Source organism: Hylemonella sp. P2_B10 (assembly GCF_056404875.1).
This window is the reverse complement of the sequence record NZ_JBFUDE010000001.1, coordinates 1,646,316-1,661,181: the sequence shown is the minus strand read 5'-3', so window position 1 is coordinate 1,661,181 and position 14,866 is coordinate 1,646,316. Positions and strand designations below refer to the sequence as shown.

The following is a 14,866-nucleotide window of genomic DNA, read 5'->3' as shown; positions in this document are numbered from 1 at the left end:
GCTTGGCGGAGGCCGAGCCCCGCAGCGGCGGCCGCGACCTGCGCTGGGCCCGCCACATCGTGGCGCGCGCGCAGGCCGGCGAGGCGGTGAGCCACTACACGCTGAAGACCGCGCAGGCGGCCCTGGGCGGTGTGGCCGGAGCCGCGCCATGAACGCCGCCCGCCACATGCCCATGTCGCGTCCCTACGCGCTGGCCCGGCTGTTGGAGCACGGCGCGCTGACGGGCGAGCAACTGCGCCAGATCACCGGCTGGAACGCCCACGTGGTGGGCAACACGCTGCAGGCCCTGCTGGCCGAGGGCACCGTGGCCGCCACCAGCGTGCAGGGCCGCCGCTGCTACCAACTGGCCAAGAACCTGGTCCCGGTCGACATCAAAGACACCACCCCCGCCCGGCCCCGTGCCAGGGCGCGTGGCTGCGCCCCAGCCACTGCGACGGAAAAACCCACGCCGAGGGCACTGAGCGCCCACAACCCCTTTCAACTGTGAGCACCATCATGATCCGCATCCCCTCCGAACTGAACGAAGCCGACCGCTTGCTGGCCCAATATGGCCGCTGGGCCATGGACCGTTTCCGCCGCCAGCACTGCGGCAGCCTGGAACACCGCTATGTGGCGCCGCGCGACGCCGAGGTGCGCCGCGAGCCGCGCGAGCCGCTGATGCCGGACTTCAGCGCCATCGAGGTGCAGCGCGCGCTCAACGACGTGCCGCTGCAATACCGCCGCGTGCTGCAGGCCGAATACATTCCCCAGCGCCTGCCGCCAGCCGTGGTGCGCCGCATGCTGAAGCTGACCCGCTCCACCTGGGACGGCAGCCACCTGGCGGGGCTGCGCATGTTTGCCAATTGCTGGCGGGCGCGGGCGCGCTGAAGGAGACGCGGCGGCGAAGGTTTAGGGAAACACCTCGACGCGTCGGCGCAACAGCAGGCCCGGCGCGGTGATTGTTTTCGCCTATAGTGCGAGTCGCGCGCGAGCCGCATCTGCCTGGGGAGTGACCCCGGCACGGCTTCAAATACAAATCAGGGAGGTGCGCTATGCCGAGACCAGACTCGTCCTCATCGGTCGCGTTGGCCAAATTGACGGGCAATGCCCAGATCGACGGCCTGCTTGCGGGCTCCAAGTGGGTCACCACCAACGTTTTCTACACCTTTGCCGGCCCTGGTTCGGCATTTTTCTCTGCCTACAGCGCCCCCACTGTCAACAAAGGTGTGCAGGCCTTCACGGCCACGCAGCAGGCCGCCATGGACCAGATCGCCAAGCAGATCGGCAGCTACATGCTGCTGTCCATCACGCCGGGTGGGCCGGAGTCGTCTGCCTTTGTGGGCGACCTGCGGTTTGCCTTTTCCACCAGCTACGCTTTCGCGCAAAGCGGCGCGTTCTCCGGATTTTTTCCGTCCTCGGGACCCGAAGGTGGGGACCAGTGGTTCAACCCGGCGGGCCAGGAGGGCTACCTGGGCAAGTTCACGAACGGCGCGGCTGGCACCAGTGACTTCCAGGCCGGCAGCCTCACGTATTACAACGGCATCAGGGCGGTCCTCGAGAGCCTGGGGCTGAAAATGGGGGACGCCGAGCTGGCAGCGCCCTTCAACAGCATCAAGCTGCCCGACATCTACATGGGCTTCGAGTATTCGGTGCTGGCCGGCGTGCGTTCGGTGCAGCATCCCGACGTGACGTCGCTGACGTTCTTTCCCACCACGCCCATGATGCTGGATATCCAGGCGCTGCAGTCGCTGTATGGCGTGAACCCCAACTACAACACGGGCGACACCACCTACAGCTTCAACGACAACAAGGACCAGTTCTACCACCAGACCATCTGGGATGGCGGCGGCGCCAACACCATCGTCTACAGCGGCGCCAAGGCCTCCACCATAGACCTGCGCCAGGGCCACGGCAGCACCATTGGCAACAGCGTGTTTGCCTACTCCGACGGCAGCACATACGTGATCCCCAACGTATGGATCGCCTTTGGCACGCACATCAACACCGCCACGGCCAGCGGCAGCGCCGCCATGAGCTTCATCGCCAATGACGAGGGCAACACGCTCACCGGCGGCAGCGACAGCGACAGCTTCACCGGCGGCGCCGGCAACGACGTGATGCGCGGCAATGCGGGCAACGATATCCTGGCCGGCGGCGCCGGGGCGGACACCGCCGTCTTCAGCGGCAAGCGCGCCGACTACGTGCTCAAGCCCGGCGCCACGCCGCAGGCGGGTCTCACCATGGCCGATTCGCGCACCGGGGCCGGCAACGACGGCGTGGACACCCTCATCAGCGTGGAGCGGCTGCGCTTTGCCGACGTGAGCGTGGCGCTGGACATGGCCGCCACCGACGTCGCCGGCAAGACCGCGCTGGTGATGGCTGCCACGCTGGGGCCTGGCTTTATGCAGGACAAGGGCTGGGCCGGCACGTTCTTGAAATTCTTCGACAGCGGCGCCAGCGTGGCCACCGGCACCTCGCTGCTGGTGGACGCGGGCATCATGGCCGCCTTTGCCGGCGGTGCGGACAACACCAGCTTCGTCAAGTTCGTCTATGCCAATGTCTATGGTGCCGCACCCGATGCCAGCACACTGGCGTCGCTGGTGGCGCCGTTGAACGCGCACACCACCACGCAGGCCGCATGGATGGCCGAGATGGCGCTGTCCAGCGCCAACCAGCAGCACGTGGGCCTGGTGGGGCTGGCGGCCGGTGGCTGGCAGTACCAAGCTTGACGCGAACGGCCCATCCCCGCCACCAAACAAGGTAACAACACATGCCCACGCCAAGCGGCTATAGCCCCGCCATCAGCATCAGCGCCACGGGCAACAACCTGGTTGACGCCTTGCTGTCCGGTACCAAATGGGCCACCGGCCAGCTGACCTACAGCTTCATCACGCCGAACTCGGTGTTTGACGTCTATTACTACGCCGGCCTGACTGCGGCGGTGCAGGGCTTGAGCGCCCCACAGCAAGCCGCCGTGACACAGATGATGGCCAGCATCTCCAACGTGTGTGGCCTGACGCTGACCGCGGCAGCGGACACAGCCACCTCGGTGGGCGACATCCGCGTGGGCTTTTCCGGCAGCTACGCCTTCAACGCCGACGTGTCGGCCTACCGCCCCGCCGGGGAGGCATCGGCCGGGGACGTCTGGCTGAACCCAGCTTTCAAGGAATGGGTAAACGGCGAGGTGCTCACGCCCTATGCCAACTCGCCCTTTCTCGCGGGGGACTACGCCTACCCGGACATCCTGGCCGGCATCCTGGTGGGCCTGGGCGCCAACTTCGCGGGCAACCCGCCCCTGGGGGCCACAGCCTTGCCCAGCGCCTTCAACGGCATGGAATACACCGTGTTGGCGACCCGCTACAACGCCAGCTTCCCGGGCATGGATGGGCTCAACTTCTTTCCCACCACCCCCATGCTGCTGGACATCGCGTTGTTGCAAGCCATGTACGGGCCCAACACGAACTACAACGCGGGAGACACCACCTACACCTACACGGACGCGGTGGACAAGTTCTACAACGAGACGCTGTGGGACGGCGGCGGCAACAACACCATCGCCTACAACGGCGCCACCTACTCCATCATCGACCTGCGCGAAGGGCATGGCAGCTACTTGGGCAATGATGTGTTCGTCTACAAGGGCAGCACGACCTATTCCATTCCCAATGTGTGGATTGCCTACGGCACGCACATCAACAATGCCGTGTCGACAGGGCCCGCGCAAATGGAGTTTTACGCCAACGACAACGGCAACACCCTGACCGGCGGCGGTAGCGCGGACTACTTTGAAGGCGGTGCCGGCGCCGATGTGCTGCGTGGCAACTCGGGCAACGACACGATAGATGGCGGCGGTGGCATCGATGTGGCCATCTATGGCAGCAAGCTGGCCGACTACCTGGTCAAGCAGGGGCCGGTGGCCGCAGCTGGCCTCACCGTGGCGGATGCGCGCATCAAACCCGGCAACGACGGCGCAGACCAACTGCTCAACGTGGAGCGGCTGCGCTTTGCCGACGTCGGCCTGGCACTGGACATGAGCGTCAACCAATCGGCCGGCAAGGCGGTGCTGACCATGGCGGCCACGCTGGGCTCGCTGTTCGCGCAGGACAAGGGCTGGGCCGGCACGTTCCTGAAATTCTTCGACAGCGGCGCCAGCGTGGCCACCGGCACCTCGCTGCTGGTGGACGCGGGCATCATGGCCGCCTTTGCCGGCGGCGCGGACAACACCAGCTTCGTCAAGTTCGTCTACACCAACGTCAACGGCCAGGCGCCCAGTGCCGCCACGCTGGCCACCCTGGTGGCGCCGCTGAACGCGCACACCACCACGCAAGCCGCATGGATGGCCGAGATGGCGCTGTCCACCACCAACCAGCAGCACGTGGGCCTGGTGGGGCTGGCGGCCAGCGGCTGGCAGTTCGCGCCGGCGTAGGCCACCCGCTGCGCTTTATCCACCAACCGGTGGATGCGGCGCGGGCGCGGATTCCCTAGCATCCATGGCAAAACGGTGTCACGGCCAAGCCGGTGGCCCGATGACGTCGCACACGTCAGCCACAGGAGGGCGCCATGGAGCAGACGGTACTGACACAGATGGTGGAGGCGATCGCCGCGCTGGGCACCACGTCCTACGCGCTGGTGGACGCCAGCAAGGTCGCCCGCAGCGGCGGCGCTTCCAATTTTGGTTTTGACGAGATCGAGGCGGCAGTGTTCCGCCTGTACTGCCCGGCGCCGGACGACGGCGACTTCAATGCCGTGCGCGATGCACTGCGCACCAGGGGCCAGGCGCTGTTGGACAGCAAAGGCGCGCTGGCGTTGCGCGAACTGCTGGGCACGTTGCATGGCAACTGGATCAACGGGGTGGCGCTGGTTGACCAGAAGGCGATTGCCAAGTCGCTGCTGAAACTGCAGCTGTCGGCCGTCACGGCGCCGTCGTTTGCGGCCGGCACGGGCGTCAGCCCCCAGGTGCTGGCCAGCGTTGCCGCCAAGATGAACGCGGGCCAGCGGCTGGAGGACGCCGAGGTCAATGTGCTGGGCCGCTTCGACGTGGCGCTGACGGCGCTGCTGGACGAAGGCTACCAGCGCGCCGACCAGATGTACCGCAACGCCTGCAAGCTGGTTGCCGGCGCGGTGGCTGTGGCGCTGGCGCTGTGCTTTGGTGCTTTGTATGGTGCGCCGCTGTGGCAGGCCCTGATCTGCGGCCTGGTGGCGGTGCCGCTGGCGCCGCTGGCCAAGGACATCACCTCGGCGCTGACGGCGGGCGTCAAGCTGGCGCAGGGCATCAAGAGGTAGCGCATGACCTGGTTCATTGACCTGCGCGAAATCCCCAGCGGCGGCTCCACCGCCAGGCAGGCCAGGCTGTGGGACGACGGCAACCGCCTGTTGGACGACGCCGAGTTGGCCAAGCAGGTGCGCAACCAGGACCTGGTGCTCGTCACCCACGGCTTCAACGTCGGGCGGCGCGCCGGCGTGGCGCACATCAGCCAGTGGCAGGCCGGCTACCAGCTTGCCGCGCAAACGCTGTTCGTGGGCGTGCTGTGGCCGGGGGATTCGCGCTTCTTCCCCATCATTGACTATCCGTGGGAGGGCAGCGAGGCCATCCGCAGCGGCCAGCTGCTGGCGCGCTACCTGAACCAGTTTGCCGCCAGCGCGCGCGCGGTGTCCTTCGTCTCGCACAGCCTGGGTGCGCGCATGGTGCTGGAGGCCGTGCGGCACCTGAGCCGGCGCACGCGCCGCCTGGTGCTGATGGCCGCCGCGATAGAAAACGACACGCTGTCGCACGAATATGCCGACGCAGCCGCCAAGGTCGACCTGGTGCACGTGGTGGCCTCGCGCGAGGACTGGGTGCTGGAATACGCCTTCCCCAGCGGCAACCTGGTGGGCGACATCGTGCGCTGGCAGCACCCGTATTTTGCCGAGGCGCTGGGCCGCAACGGCCCGGCCGGCCCCCCCGCCGCCGGCCAGGTGGCGCCGTTGTGGCAGGCCCCCGACGACTGGGACTACGGCCACCTGGACTACCTGCCCGGCGACCCGCTGGCCGCCGTCTGGCCGCCACCCGCAGCGCTGCCCACCGACACCACCGCTGAGCCGACCAACCCGCCCGATGACCTGTGGAAACCCGTGTGGTCGGCGCAGGTGGGTTCCACGGCGCTGAAGTAGGCACCGGGTAGGCGCCGGGTCAGCCGGGTGGCTGGGGGTGGCGCTTTTTTGTTTGACAGGGAGGACGTATGAAAACAGCTTGTGTGTGGGCGGCGGCTGCCGCCATGGGTCTGCTGGGCGGGGGCAGTGCCTGGGCGGTGGAGGCCTGCACGGCCGACGCCAAGGCCGATGTGGACCTGCAGGTGCAGTGCGCCAACGAGGCCGCGCGCGATGCCAAGTGGCTCGCCGACCAATTCGACGCCCGGCTCCAGCGCCTGGGGATGGTGAGCATCGATGACACCCAGGCCAAGCGCAAGCGCATGGCCCGGGCCTTTGCCACTGTCAGCGGAAGAAGCGAAGCGGTCGGCGAAGCGGTGAAGGCGGCAGACAAAGCCGCCAAGGCCGCGGTGGCCGCGCGCGCGCAGCTGTATGCCGCCCAGGGCACGGCGGTGAGCACGGCCGACATCATGGCGGAAGCCGCCAAGCAAGCGGCGGCCGACAAGAAAGCCGACGACGCCCTGGCCGCCGCCAAGCTGAAATTCACCAAGGCCCGGGACGCATTTGACGCCGCCAGGGACACTGCGACGTACGCGTTGTATGTCGAGGCGCGCGATGCGCTGAAGGACCAGCTGAAGGCCACCGACAAGCAGCGCGCCGAAACGCTGGCAGGCCCCGAACTGGCCAAGGCCGCCGACAAGACGCTGGCGCAGGCCGCGCGCGACGAGGTGCATGCCCAGGTGACCAAAGCCGTGGCCGCGCGGGACGACGCCTGGAAGGCGGGCAACCGGGCGCTGGCCCTGGCGGACCTGGCGCTCAAGAGCGACGACGCAGTGCTGGGCTACGACGACAAGCCCGATTCTCCCTGGCCCGGGCTGCACCAGGCGACCCAGTTCATCAAGGCGCTGGAGCACCACCCGGACGTGGCCGCCTATGTGGGCGGCTCGGGCATGACGCTGACCAGCACGGCCGGTGGCGGCAACGTCAGCCTGAAGAAGACTTTCGAGTCCTGGAGCGGGCGCGACACCCAGTTGGCCATGACGCTGAACGCGCCGTTCGACGCCGGTACCAAGGGCGTGTCGCCACTGCTGGCCAACAACGCCCGGCTCAACGAACTGGCCGGGGCGGCATCCGTCACCCTGAGCGGCAGCATGCTGGTGCCGCGTTCGCTGGAGACGCCGCAGCGCACGGGCTTCTGGCTCGGCGGCTGGGAGGCCACGTTGGGCTACCGCCGGCTGGAGTACTACGACACCGCCTTCGACCCCGCCAGCGTGGCCGCCGCCAAGAAGGTGCCCGAGCCCATGAGTGTGGCCGACCGCCAGCTGAGTGTGGCGCTGCTGGGCGGCTACATCCCCGACGACACCAGCTACGCCTTCCTGGCCCGCTGGTCGTACAGCGGTGCGAAGAAGAGCCAGGAAGAAAAGTCCTTCTGCGCGCCGTCCGCCACACCACCCTACACCGACTGCGTCAGCGGCCCGGTGGGTGCGCCGGTGGACCGCAAGACGCAGGTCATCACCTTCGAGTTCCGCAAGGCGTTGGGCAAGGTCGCCATTGCGCCAGCGCTGAGCTACAACAACAAGGGCGTCAAGGCCGTTGAGCTGCCGATCTACCTGGGCGTGTTCTCCAGCGCCGCAGACGTGTCGGCCGCCACACCCACCGGCTTCAACGGCGGCGTGTCGCTGGGCTGGCGCAGCGACACCAAGGGCTCCATCAGCGTGTTCGCCGGGGTGCCGTTCTCGCTGTTCGGTGGCGGACCCTGAGGCCCTGTCTGTGGGGGGCGTTGTGGGCGGGATGCGCGTGAGAAAATCGCCCAAAGGACGCCCCCGCCATGAGTACCTCCACCCCACCGCCGCTGCGCATCCGCCCGCTGGAGCGCGAAGACCTGCGCTTTGTCCATGACCTGGACAACAACGAGACGGTGATGCACTACTGGTTCGAAGAGCCGTATGAGGCCTTCGTGGAGCTGTGCGACCTGTACGACAAGCACATCCACGACCAGACCGAGCGGCGCTTCATCGTCGAGAACGGCGGCGAGCGCGTGGGCCTGGTGGAGCTGGTGGAGATCAACCACATCCACCGCCGGGCCGAGTTCCAGATCATCGTGGCGCCCGAGCACCAGGGCAAGGGCCACGCCAAGGCGGCCACGCGGCTGGCGATTGAATACGCCTTCTTCGTGCTCAACCTGTACAAGCTGTACCTGATTGTGGACGTGGACAACGCCGCCGCCATCGGCATCTACCGTAAGCTGGGCTTCACCGACGAGGGCACGCTGCGCAGCGAGTTCTTCGTCAACGGCGAATACCGCGACGCGCTGCGCATGGCGCTGTTCCAGCCCGAGTTCATCGCCGCACGCAAGGCGGCAGGCTAGGGTTCAGCCGGCCGGCGGCCGCTGCTGCCGCACGCCCTGCAGCGCGTCCACCACCACGCGCACGCGTGGCGGCAGCAGGCGCCCTGAGGGGTACACCACCTGGATCGGCATGGGCTCGGGCCGGCTGCGCGGCAGCAGCTCCACCAGTTCGCCACGCGCCAGCAGGGCGGCTGCCAGCATGTCGGGCAACTGGCAAATGCCCATGCCCAATTTGGTCGCCGCCAGCAGGCCTTCGGTTTCGCCCACGCGGGTGTGGGGTGGGGGCTCCAGCTCCACCGCCACGCCGCGCTGGCGGAATTGCCAGGGCCGGTCGCGGCCGCTGGTGGGCAGCCTGAACACCACCGCGCGGTGCTGGGCCAGGTCCTCGATGCGCCTGGGCGCGCCGCGCGCGCGCACATAGGCCGGGCTGGCGCACAGCACCAAGCCCTGCTGGTCGATCTTGCGCGCCACCAGGGTGGAATCCTGCATGCGGCCTATGCGCACGGCCAGGTCCACGCCATCGCGCACCAGGTCTATCTTGGTGTCGGTCAGACGTATGTCCATGCGCAGCGCCGGGTGCTGTTGCGCCAGCCGGGCCAGCACCGGCATGACGAACTCACGGCCATAGAACACCGGCAGGTCGATGCGCAGCGTGCCGCTGGGTTGTGCCCTGCTGCCGGCGGCCTCGGCCTGCAAGTCCTCCACCTCGGCCAGCACGCGCTGGCAGCGCTGGAACAGGCGCTCGCCATCGGGCGTCAGCGTCACCAGCCGGGTGGTGCGGTGGAACAGCTTCACGCCCAGCGAGGCCTCCAGCCGCCCCACGGCCTTGGCCAGTGTGGACGGTGCCACACCCTGCTCGCGCGCCGCGGCGGCAAAGCCGCCGTGCTTGGCGGTTTCAGCGAAGGCGATGAACTGCTGCAAGCCTTGCATGGGTGCGAATTAAGGAATAAGTATCCTTAATGATACGGCATAGCCGGCGCTTCTCAAGCCAATCGAACCTGCCCACAATGCGGGCAACGCAGTGCCAAGGGCCAGCGCCCCGCACACATCCACAGGGACTTTTCAAAGGAGAAACAGCATGCCCGTGATCGACCAAACACCCATGCAAGCCACCGAATTGCCCGGCCTGCAGCACAGCACCTGGGCCGGCGCCGCCGATGGCCTGCAGCAGATTTCCGTCTGGCGCCAGAGCGTGGCGCCGGGCAACGGCACGCCGCCGCACAGCCACGACTGTGACGAGGTGGTGCTGTGCCTGGGCGGCCGCGGCGAACTGCACAGCGAAGGCCGGGTGCAGCCCTTCGGCGCCAACAGCACGCTGGTGCTGCCGCGCAACCAGGTGCACCAGTTCTTCAGCATGGGCCCGGGGCAGCTGGAAACCATTGGCATCTTTGCCGCCACGCCGGTGACCACCCGTGCGCCGGGCGGCGAACCGCTGGCCTTACCCTGGCGCACCTGAGCCGGCACGCGCGAGCAGGCATGACCTGACGCGGCGAGCCGGGTTGCCCTAACGCGCCGGGCCTGCCGGGTGGCATCCGCACCCGGACCCGGCCGACGAATCGCAGGCGTCTAATGCGGGATCGGTCTTGCACACGGCTGCGCGGCGGCGCGCCCACCAGATGCCGGCACCGGCCAGCGTCAACGCCGCCAACCCGGCCGCCGCCACTTGCATGGTCGGGCCACCCCAGGCGAATGTGCCCAGACCAGCCAATGACAACACGCTGGCCACGCTCAGGGCGGCGGGCACGGAGCAGCAAACGGCGCAGGCGCCCGCCAGCCCAAGCAGGGCGAGAATCGGTTTCTTCATGACTTCCATTTCACGGTGAGGCCGGGCGTATTCCCGTACACTGACTCTAAGACCTCAAGTAACTTGAGATGCAAGGAGTTTGTGATGATCCCCCTGCCGGGCGAAGGGCAATTGAGCATTGGTGCGTTGGCGCAGCGCACGGGTTTTGCCGTGTCAGCGATCCGGTACTACGAAGAAGTCGGCCTGATTCCGCCGCCTGTGCGCAGGCCAAGCGGTCATCGGGTCTACACCGAGGCGGTGCAGGAAGTGCTGACGCTGATCCGCCACTGCCGGGACTTCGGCTTTTCGATCGAAGAGACCCGTGCGCTGGTCTTGCTGTCATCGAGTGACGAAAGCGACTGTGTCGAAGCCAGAGACATCGCCCAGGTGCATTTGACGGCCGTGCGGGCCAAGCTGAAGGAACTGCAGAATCTGGAGCGCAGCCTGAGCAAGTTTGTGCGGGCCTGCTCCGACCAGTGCATCGGCGGGCCGGCTCCGAAGTGCACGATCTTGAAGGACCTCAGCGCGAGGGATACACGCCTGGCCGCGCCAAGCGGTTGCTGCGGCTGAGCCGCGAGAAGGAGCAACACCATGCCCCGGTACCTGATTTCGTTCGATGATGGTTCGATGGACCACATTCCACAGGCAGACTGGCCGGCCGTGGGCGAGGCCTCGCACGCCGTGGTCCGCCAGGCCAAGGCCGCCGGCGTCTGGATCTTCGGCGGTGGCCTGCTGCGCCAGCAAGCGACCATCGTGGCCCCCGACGGCAGCATCACGGCAGGCCCGGTGCCTGAGACCAAGGCCGTCGTTGGCGGGTTTTGCATCATCGACGTGCCTTCGCGCGACGAGGCCCTGGTGTGGGCCGCCCGCGTCGCCGCAGGTTGCCGGTGCGCGCAGGAGGTCCGCGAGATCATGTTTGACCCGGAATCTTGAGCGGGGAGGGTGCTGACCGGCCGCTTGTGGTCGACATACGGATTCCAGGCGGCAGGGCCGCCCCTGGTTGATGGCGTGTCATGCCCAAAGCGGACTTGATCACATCTGACTATTTCATCCGGATCAACTGGACAAGCACGCGTCAAGTCTCCCGCGCCCTGACAAACCGTCAAAGGTCACCGACAACCACAGGCCCGGCCGCCCTGGCCACGGGTTATGATGATCGCAGTCTTTCCAGTTCACGCATCGCTGATTCATGATGCGGCATAGAGTCAGCGTCCATGCCTTCGCCAGCCGAGCCCGCTGACCTCGCGTCGCCAGTGCGCGCGCGCGCCACCACCCGCCTGGTGGTGCTGGTGGTGGAGCGTGATCCACACGTGCGCGAATTGGAAGCCCATTTCCTGCAAGAAGCCGGGTACGAAGTCAGCTTTGCCATTGACGGCCGCGAGGCCTTGGAGCAAGCACGCGCCAAGCTGCCTGACATCATCATCACCGAGATCTTGGTGCCCAAACTGGACGGCCTGGCGCTTTGCCGGCAACTGAAGTCCGATTGGCGCACGCGGGAAATCACCGTGTTGGTGTTCAGCATTTTGGCTGCCAGCAGCCGCGCCGCTGAAGCCGGCGCAGACGCCTTTCTGATGAAACCCCTGGCCGAACAGCGGTTGCTCAGCACCGTGAAGTCGCTCACCGAAAAACGAGAAAAACTGAAAGGATAGAGCGTCATGACCCACAACACCGAAGAGGACCGCCACCCGCAGTTGCAACGGCTGTCCACCGGCAATGCCGAACTCGACGCCATTCTCGGCGGCGGCTTTCCCGCCAACTCGCTGAATATTCTGATGGGTGAGCCCGGTAGCGGCAAGACGATCCTGGCTGAACGGTTGATGTTCGCCAACGCCGAACCCGAAGGACGGCCCATCCATTTCCTGACTACCCTGTCCGAGCCGGCAGACAAGGTGGTGCGTTACCTGCAGCAGTTCAGCTTTTACGACCCTGAAATGATGCTGGGCGCCATCAACTACAGCTCCATTGGGATGGAACTGGCGCAAGACGGGGTAGGCGCCCTGGTGCCGCTGCTGCGCGCGTTGATCCTTGAGCACCGGCCCAAGATCATCGTCATCGACTCGTTCAAGGCGATCCATGACCTGTCCACCTCCGTGCCGGAAATGCGCCGCATGCTGTACGAGGTCGGCGGCCTGCTGACCGCTTACGAGACCACGGCCTTCTTCGTTGGCGAATACAGCGCCGACCAGATATCGATCTTCCCTGAGTTTGCCGTTGCGGACGCCATGGTGGAGTTGTCACGCAGCAAGCTAAGCACCCGCGACGAGCGCTTTCTTCGCGTGCTGAAACTGCGCGGCAGCCAATACCAGGAGGGCTTCCACGCCTTTCGCATTGGCCGGGACGGGCTTGAGGTGTTTCCCCGCCTGGTGACGCCGGATGCGCCACCCAGCTACGACATCCTGACGGAACGCGTGCAGGTGGGCGTGGCCGGGCTGGACAAACTGCTCAATGGCGGTCTGTACCGGGGGCGCTCCACCTTCGTGCTGGGGCAGACGGGCGCGGGCAAAACCACGCTGAGCATGCAGTTCGTGATGCTGGGCATCAGCCTGGGGGAACAGTGCATGTACGTTTCGTTTGAGGAAAACCCCACCCAATTCGACACCCAGCTGCGCGCACTGGGCTTGGGCGCCGAAGACCCACGCCGCAAAAACCTGCACAGGCTGTATGTGTCACCGGTGGAATTGCAGATCGACAGCATCGTCGCCCAGCTTTATCGGACGGTGCGAAACTTCAAAATCCAACGCATCGTGATTGATGCCGTAGGCGATCTGCTTCTGACCACGGCGGACCCGCAGCGCCTGCACAACTACCTCTATGCACTGGCCCAGCATTTCGCGGTGGAAGGTGTCTCCAGCGTCTTCACCTACGAGACCATTGGCCGCGACCTGTTCTCCGACACGCGCATGAGCGCACTAGCCGACAACATCTTCTACCTCGGTGTGAACCTGAGCTCACGGCGCGCGCACCGCACGTTGCGCATCATCAAGGCCCGCGGCATCGCGCATGACCTGGACGAGCACGACTTGAAGATCAGCGCCGATGGCGTTGAGGTGCTCTAGCGTGGAAGCCGCGCGGCCCCACACTGACAAACGCTCCCAACAGCTGCGCAAGCTCACGGCCGTCAGCCGCGCGTTGACCTATGCCGTCTCACTGGGTGAAGTCCTTGACCTCACCGTGCGCCGCGCCGCCGAGCTGCTGGACGCCGAGCGCGCAGTGCTGATGTTGGCTGACGAGGAAGGCCTGCTGTCCGTCAAGGCATCTTGCGGGCTGGAGGACGAGGTGTTGGACGATTTCCACGAGCCATTGCAGGAAACGCTGATCGTCCGGGTCCAAAAGCTGCTGCGCACATCGAGCGATACGCACTTCCTGGGCGTGCCCCTGGTGGTGAACGGCGAGGTGACCGGCCTGTTGGCCGTGGCCTGCCCGGATTCAGCAGGCGATGCCGATGAACTGGAATGGTTGCTGTCCGCTTTGGCTGACCAGGCTGCCGTGGCGCTGGAAAAGACTCGCCTTGACCTGACCGCCGAATTCCGCGAGCGGCTGATCGGCATTGTCAGCCACGACCTGCGCAACCCGGTGTCCGTGATCCTGATGGCCACCGCCACGCTGCGCCGCTGGGAGCAACTGGACGCGGCGGGGATCGCCAAGCTGATTACCCGCATCGAGGGGGCGGGACGGCAGGCCAGCGCGCTGATACGCGATCTGCTGGATTTCACCCAGGCCAGGCTGGGTGGCGGCATCCACATCAGCCCCAAGGCGGCTGACCTGCACGTGATCGTCAGCCAGGTGGTGGAAGAGCTGGAGATCGCCTATCCGAACCGCCGCATCACACTGGAGCAGTCGGGCAATGGGCAAGGACAGTGGGATGCAGCCCGCCTGGCGCAGGTCATGGGCAATCTGCTGGTCAACGCCATCAAGTACAGCCCGGAGGACTCGGCGGTGCAGGTGAAAACCACCGGGGAAAGTGGCCATGTGCAGATCGTGGTGCACAACGCCGGGGCGGCCATCCCTGCAGAGCGGCTGCCGGACCTGTTTGAGCCCATGCAACGCGCGACCTCTGAACTGACCAACGACCACCGCAGCGTTGGGCTGGGCCTGTACATCGTCAAACACATCGTAGAAGCCCACGCAGGCCAGGTGCGAGCGGAATCAGCGGATGGCAAAGGCACCACGCTGACAGTTTTGCTGCCGCGAGCTGGATCCCCCGAGTCCGCTGAAGGTTAAACCGCCATCTCATATGTCGACCACAGCCGACCTGCCATGCACGCCAGCGCACAGACCGGGCAATGGATCGGGGTTAAGCTACAGGCATTACACATGCATCCAAGGCGCCCATGAACACCACCCGAATCATTGCCATCCTGCTGATTGTTGCCGGAGGACTGGGCCTGGTTTACGGCGGCTTCAGCTACACCAAGGAAACCACCGGCCTGAAGCTGGGGCCGCTGGAAGTGAAGGTGCAGGAGAAAGAGCGCGTCAACATCCCCCTGGTGCTGAGTGGTGCCGGGGTGCTGCTGGGCATCGTCCTGCTGGTGGTCGGCCGGAAAAAGTAGCGCTACAAACCCGAAAATCTTCGCGACCTGGCGAAGGCGTGAATTGATGGTGTCGTGTGCCACGCCGGATGGCAACCTTGT

At 66.2% G+C, this 14,866-nt stretch carries 17 protein-coding genes; 15 read left to right on the top strand and 2 right to left on the bottom strand.

Features of this window, described 5'->3' with window-relative positions; translation table 11 throughout:
• Positions 1-148: 148 nt before the first annotated feature.
• The 8 genes from AC1DX2_RS07815 to speG all read left to right on the top strand — a co-directional run bounded on the left by AC1DX2_RS07815 (position 149) and on the right by speG (position 8,473).
• Positions 149-487 (top strand): hypothetical protein, encoded by a 339-nt coding sequence (locus tag AC1DX2_RS07815; protein WP_477195727.1) that lies wholly within the window; start codon positions 149-151, stop codon positions 485-487.
• 8 nt (positions 488-495) lie between these two features.
• Complete coding sequence (locus AC1DX2_RS07810) at positions 496-867, top strand: hypothetical protein (RefSeq protein WP_477195726.1); 372 nt, start codon at positions 496-498, stop codon at positions 865-867.
• A gap of 164 nt (positions 868-1,031) precedes the next feature.
• Positions 1,032-2,708, top strand: coding sequence for a hypothetical protein (locus AC1DX2_RS07805; RefSeq protein WP_477195725.1), 1,677 nt, complete (start codon positions 1,032-1,034; stop codon positions 2,706-2,708).
• A 41-nt stretch (positions 2,709-2,749) separates the two neighbouring features.
• Positions 2,750-4,405: a hypothetical protein gene (locus AC1DX2_RS07800; RefSeq protein ID WP_477195724.1), complete on the top strand. Its 1,656-nt coding sequence runs from the start codon at positions 2,750-2,752 to the stop codon at positions 4,403-4,405.
• 134 nt (positions 4,406-4,539) lie between these two features.
• On the top strand, positions 4,540-5,262 hold the full coding sequence (locus AC1DX2_RS07795; RefSeq protein ID WP_477195723.1) for a hypothetical protein: 723 nt from the start codon (positions 4,540-4,542) through the stop codon (positions 5,260-5,262).
• A gap of 3 nt (positions 5,263-5,265) precedes the next feature.
• On the top strand, positions 5,266-6,129 hold the full coding sequence (locus tag AC1DX2_RS07790; RefSeq protein ID WP_477195722.1) for a DUF726 domain-containing protein: 864 nt from the start codon (positions 5,266-5,268) through the stop codon (positions 6,127-6,129).
• 68 nt (positions 6,130-6,197) lie between these two features.
• Positions 6,198-7,865: a hypothetical protein gene (locus AC1DX2_RS07785; RefSeq protein ID WP_477195721.1), complete on the top strand. Its 1,668-nt coding sequence runs from the start codon at positions 6,198-6,200 to the stop codon at positions 7,863-7,865.
• A gap of 68 nt (positions 7,866-7,933) precedes the next feature.
• Positions 7,934-8,473: a spermidine N1-acetyltransferase gene (gene speG / locus AC1DX2_RS07780; protein WP_477195720.1), complete on the top strand. Its 540-nt coding sequence runs from the start codon at positions 7,934-7,936 to the stop codon at positions 8,471-8,473.
• A 3-nt stretch (positions 8,474-8,476) separates the two neighbouring features.
• On the opposite strand, the gene AC1DX2_RS07775 is transcribed toward speG, so the two are convergent.
• Positions 8,477-9,382 carry a LysR family transcriptional regulator gene (locus AC1DX2_RS07775; RefSeq protein WP_477195719.1) on the bottom strand — a complete coding sequence of 302 codons (906 nt, stop codon included), beginning with the start codon at positions 9,380-9,382 and terminating at the stop codon, positions 8,477-8,479.
• A gap of 148 nt (positions 9,383-9,530) precedes the next feature.
• Here AC1DX2_RS07775 and AC1DX2_RS07770 point away from each other — a divergent pair, with 148 nt between their 5' ends.
• Complete coding sequence (locus tag AC1DX2_RS07770; RefSeq protein ID WP_477195718.1) at positions 9,531-9,908, top strand: cupin domain-containing protein; 378 nt, start codon at positions 9,531-9,533, stop codon at positions 9,906-9,908.
• Positions 9,909-9,956: 48 nt separating this feature from the next.
• On the opposite strand, the gene AC1DX2_RS07765 is transcribed toward AC1DX2_RS07770, so the two are convergent.
• Positions 9,957-10,256, bottom strand: coding sequence for a hypothetical protein (locus AC1DX2_RS07765; protein WP_477195717.1), 300 nt, complete (start codon positions 10,254-10,256; stop codon positions 9,957-9,959).
• Positions 10,257-10,340: 84 nt separating this feature from the next.
• Here AC1DX2_RS07765 and AC1DX2_RS07760 point away from each other — a divergent pair, with 84 nt between their 5' ends.
• From AC1DX2_RS07760 to AC1DX2_RS07735, 6 genes are all read left to right on the top strand, one after another.
• Positions 10,341-10,805, top strand: coding sequence for a MerR family transcriptional regulator (locus AC1DX2_RS07760; protein ID WP_477195716.1), 465 nt, complete (start codon positions 10,341-10,343; stop codon positions 10,803-10,805).
• Between the two features lie 21 nt (positions 10,806-10,826).
• On the top strand, positions 10,827-11,168 hold the full coding sequence (locus tag AC1DX2_RS07755) for a YciI family protein (RefSeq protein WP_477195715.1): 342 nt from the start codon (positions 10,827-10,829) through the stop codon (positions 11,166-11,168).
• A 347-nt stretch (positions 11,169-11,515) separates the two neighbouring features.
• Positions 11,516-11,884: a response regulator gene (locus AC1DX2_RS07750; protein WP_477195714.1), complete on the top strand. Its 369-nt coding sequence runs from the start codon at positions 11,516-11,518 to the stop codon at positions 11,882-11,884.
• 6 nt (positions 11,885-11,890) lie between these two features.
• Positions 11,891-13,291 (top strand): ATPase domain-containing protein, encoded by a 1,401-nt coding sequence (locus AC1DX2_RS07745; protein ID WP_477195713.1) that lies wholly within the window; start codon positions 11,891-11,893, stop codon positions 13,289-13,291.
• Between the two features lies 1 nt (position 13,292).
• A complete protein-coding gene (locus AC1DX2_RS07740) occupies positions 13,293-14,456 on the top strand; it encodes a GAF domain-containing sensor histidine kinase (protein ID WP_477195712.1) in 1,164 nt (387 codons plus the stop codon).
• A gap of 110 nt (positions 14,457-14,566) precedes the next feature.
• On the top strand, positions 14,567-14,785 hold the full coding sequence (locus tag AC1DX2_RS07735; RefSeq protein ID WP_477195711.1) for a hypothetical protein: 219 nt from the start codon (positions 14,567-14,569) through the stop codon (positions 14,783-14,785).
• Positions 14,786-14,866 lie beyond the last annotated feature (81 nt).

Bases quoted from the DNA above. Each gene is read 5' to 3' on its own strand.
- AC1DX2_RS07745 (WP_477195713.1), top strand. From the start codon at position 11,891: ATGACCCACAACACCGAAGAGGACCGCCACCCGCAGTTGCAACGGCTG.
- speG (WP_477195720.1), top strand. From the start codon at position 7,934: ATGAGTACCTCCACCCCACCGCCGCTGCGCATCCGCCCGCTGGAGCGC.
- AC1DX2_RS07765 (WP_477195717.1), bottom strand. From the start codon at position 10,256: ATGAAGAAACCGATTCTCGCCCTGCTTGGGCTGGCGGGCGCCTGCGCC.
- AC1DX2_RS07805 (WP_477195725.1), top strand. From the start codon at position 1,032: ATGCCGAGACCAGACTCGTCCTCATCGGTCGCGTTGGCCAAATTGACG.
- AC1DX2_RS07735 (WP_477195711.1), top strand. From the start codon at position 14,567: ATGAACACCACCCGAATCATTGCCATCCTGCTGATTGTTGCCGGAGGA.
- AC1DX2_RS07790 (WP_477195722.1), top strand. From the start codon at position 5,266: ATGACCTGGTTCATTGACCTGCGCGAAATCCCCAGCGGCGGCTCCACC.
- AC1DX2_RS07755 (WP_477195715.1), top strand. From the start codon at position 10,827: ATGCCCCGGTACCTGATTTCGTTCGATGATGGTTCGATGGACCACATT.
- AC1DX2_RS07775 (WP_477195719.1), bottom strand. From the start codon at position 9,382: ATGCAAGGCTTGCAGCAGTTCATCGCCTTCGCTGAAACCGCCAAGCAC.
- AC1DX2_RS07810 (WP_477195726.1), top strand. From the start codon at position 496: ATGATCCGCATCCCCTCCGAACTGAACGAAGCCGACCGCTTGCTGGCC.
- AC1DX2_RS07815 (WP_477195727.1), top strand. From the start codon at position 149: ATGAACGCCGCCCGCCACATGCCCATGTCGCGTCCCTACGCGCTGGCC.
- AC1DX2_RS07800 (WP_477195724.1), top strand. From the start codon at position 2,750: ATGCCCACGCCAAGCGGCTATAGCCCCGCCATCAGCATCAGCGCCACG.
- AC1DX2_RS07795 (WP_477195723.1), top strand. From the start codon at position 4,540: ATGGAGCAGACGGTACTGACACAGATGGTGGAGGCGATCGCCGCGCTG.
- AC1DX2_RS07760 (WP_477195716.1), top strand. From the start codon at position 10,341: ATGATCCCCCTGCCGGGCGAAGGGCAATTGAGCATTGGTGCGTTGGCG.
- AC1DX2_RS07785 (WP_477195721.1), top strand. From the start codon at position 6,198: ATGAAAACAGCTTGTGTGTGGGCGGCGGCTGCCGCCATGGGTCTGCTG.
- AC1DX2_RS07770 (WP_477195718.1), top strand. From the start codon at position 9,531: ATGCCCGTGATCGACCAAACACCCATGCAAGCCACCGAATTGCCCGGC.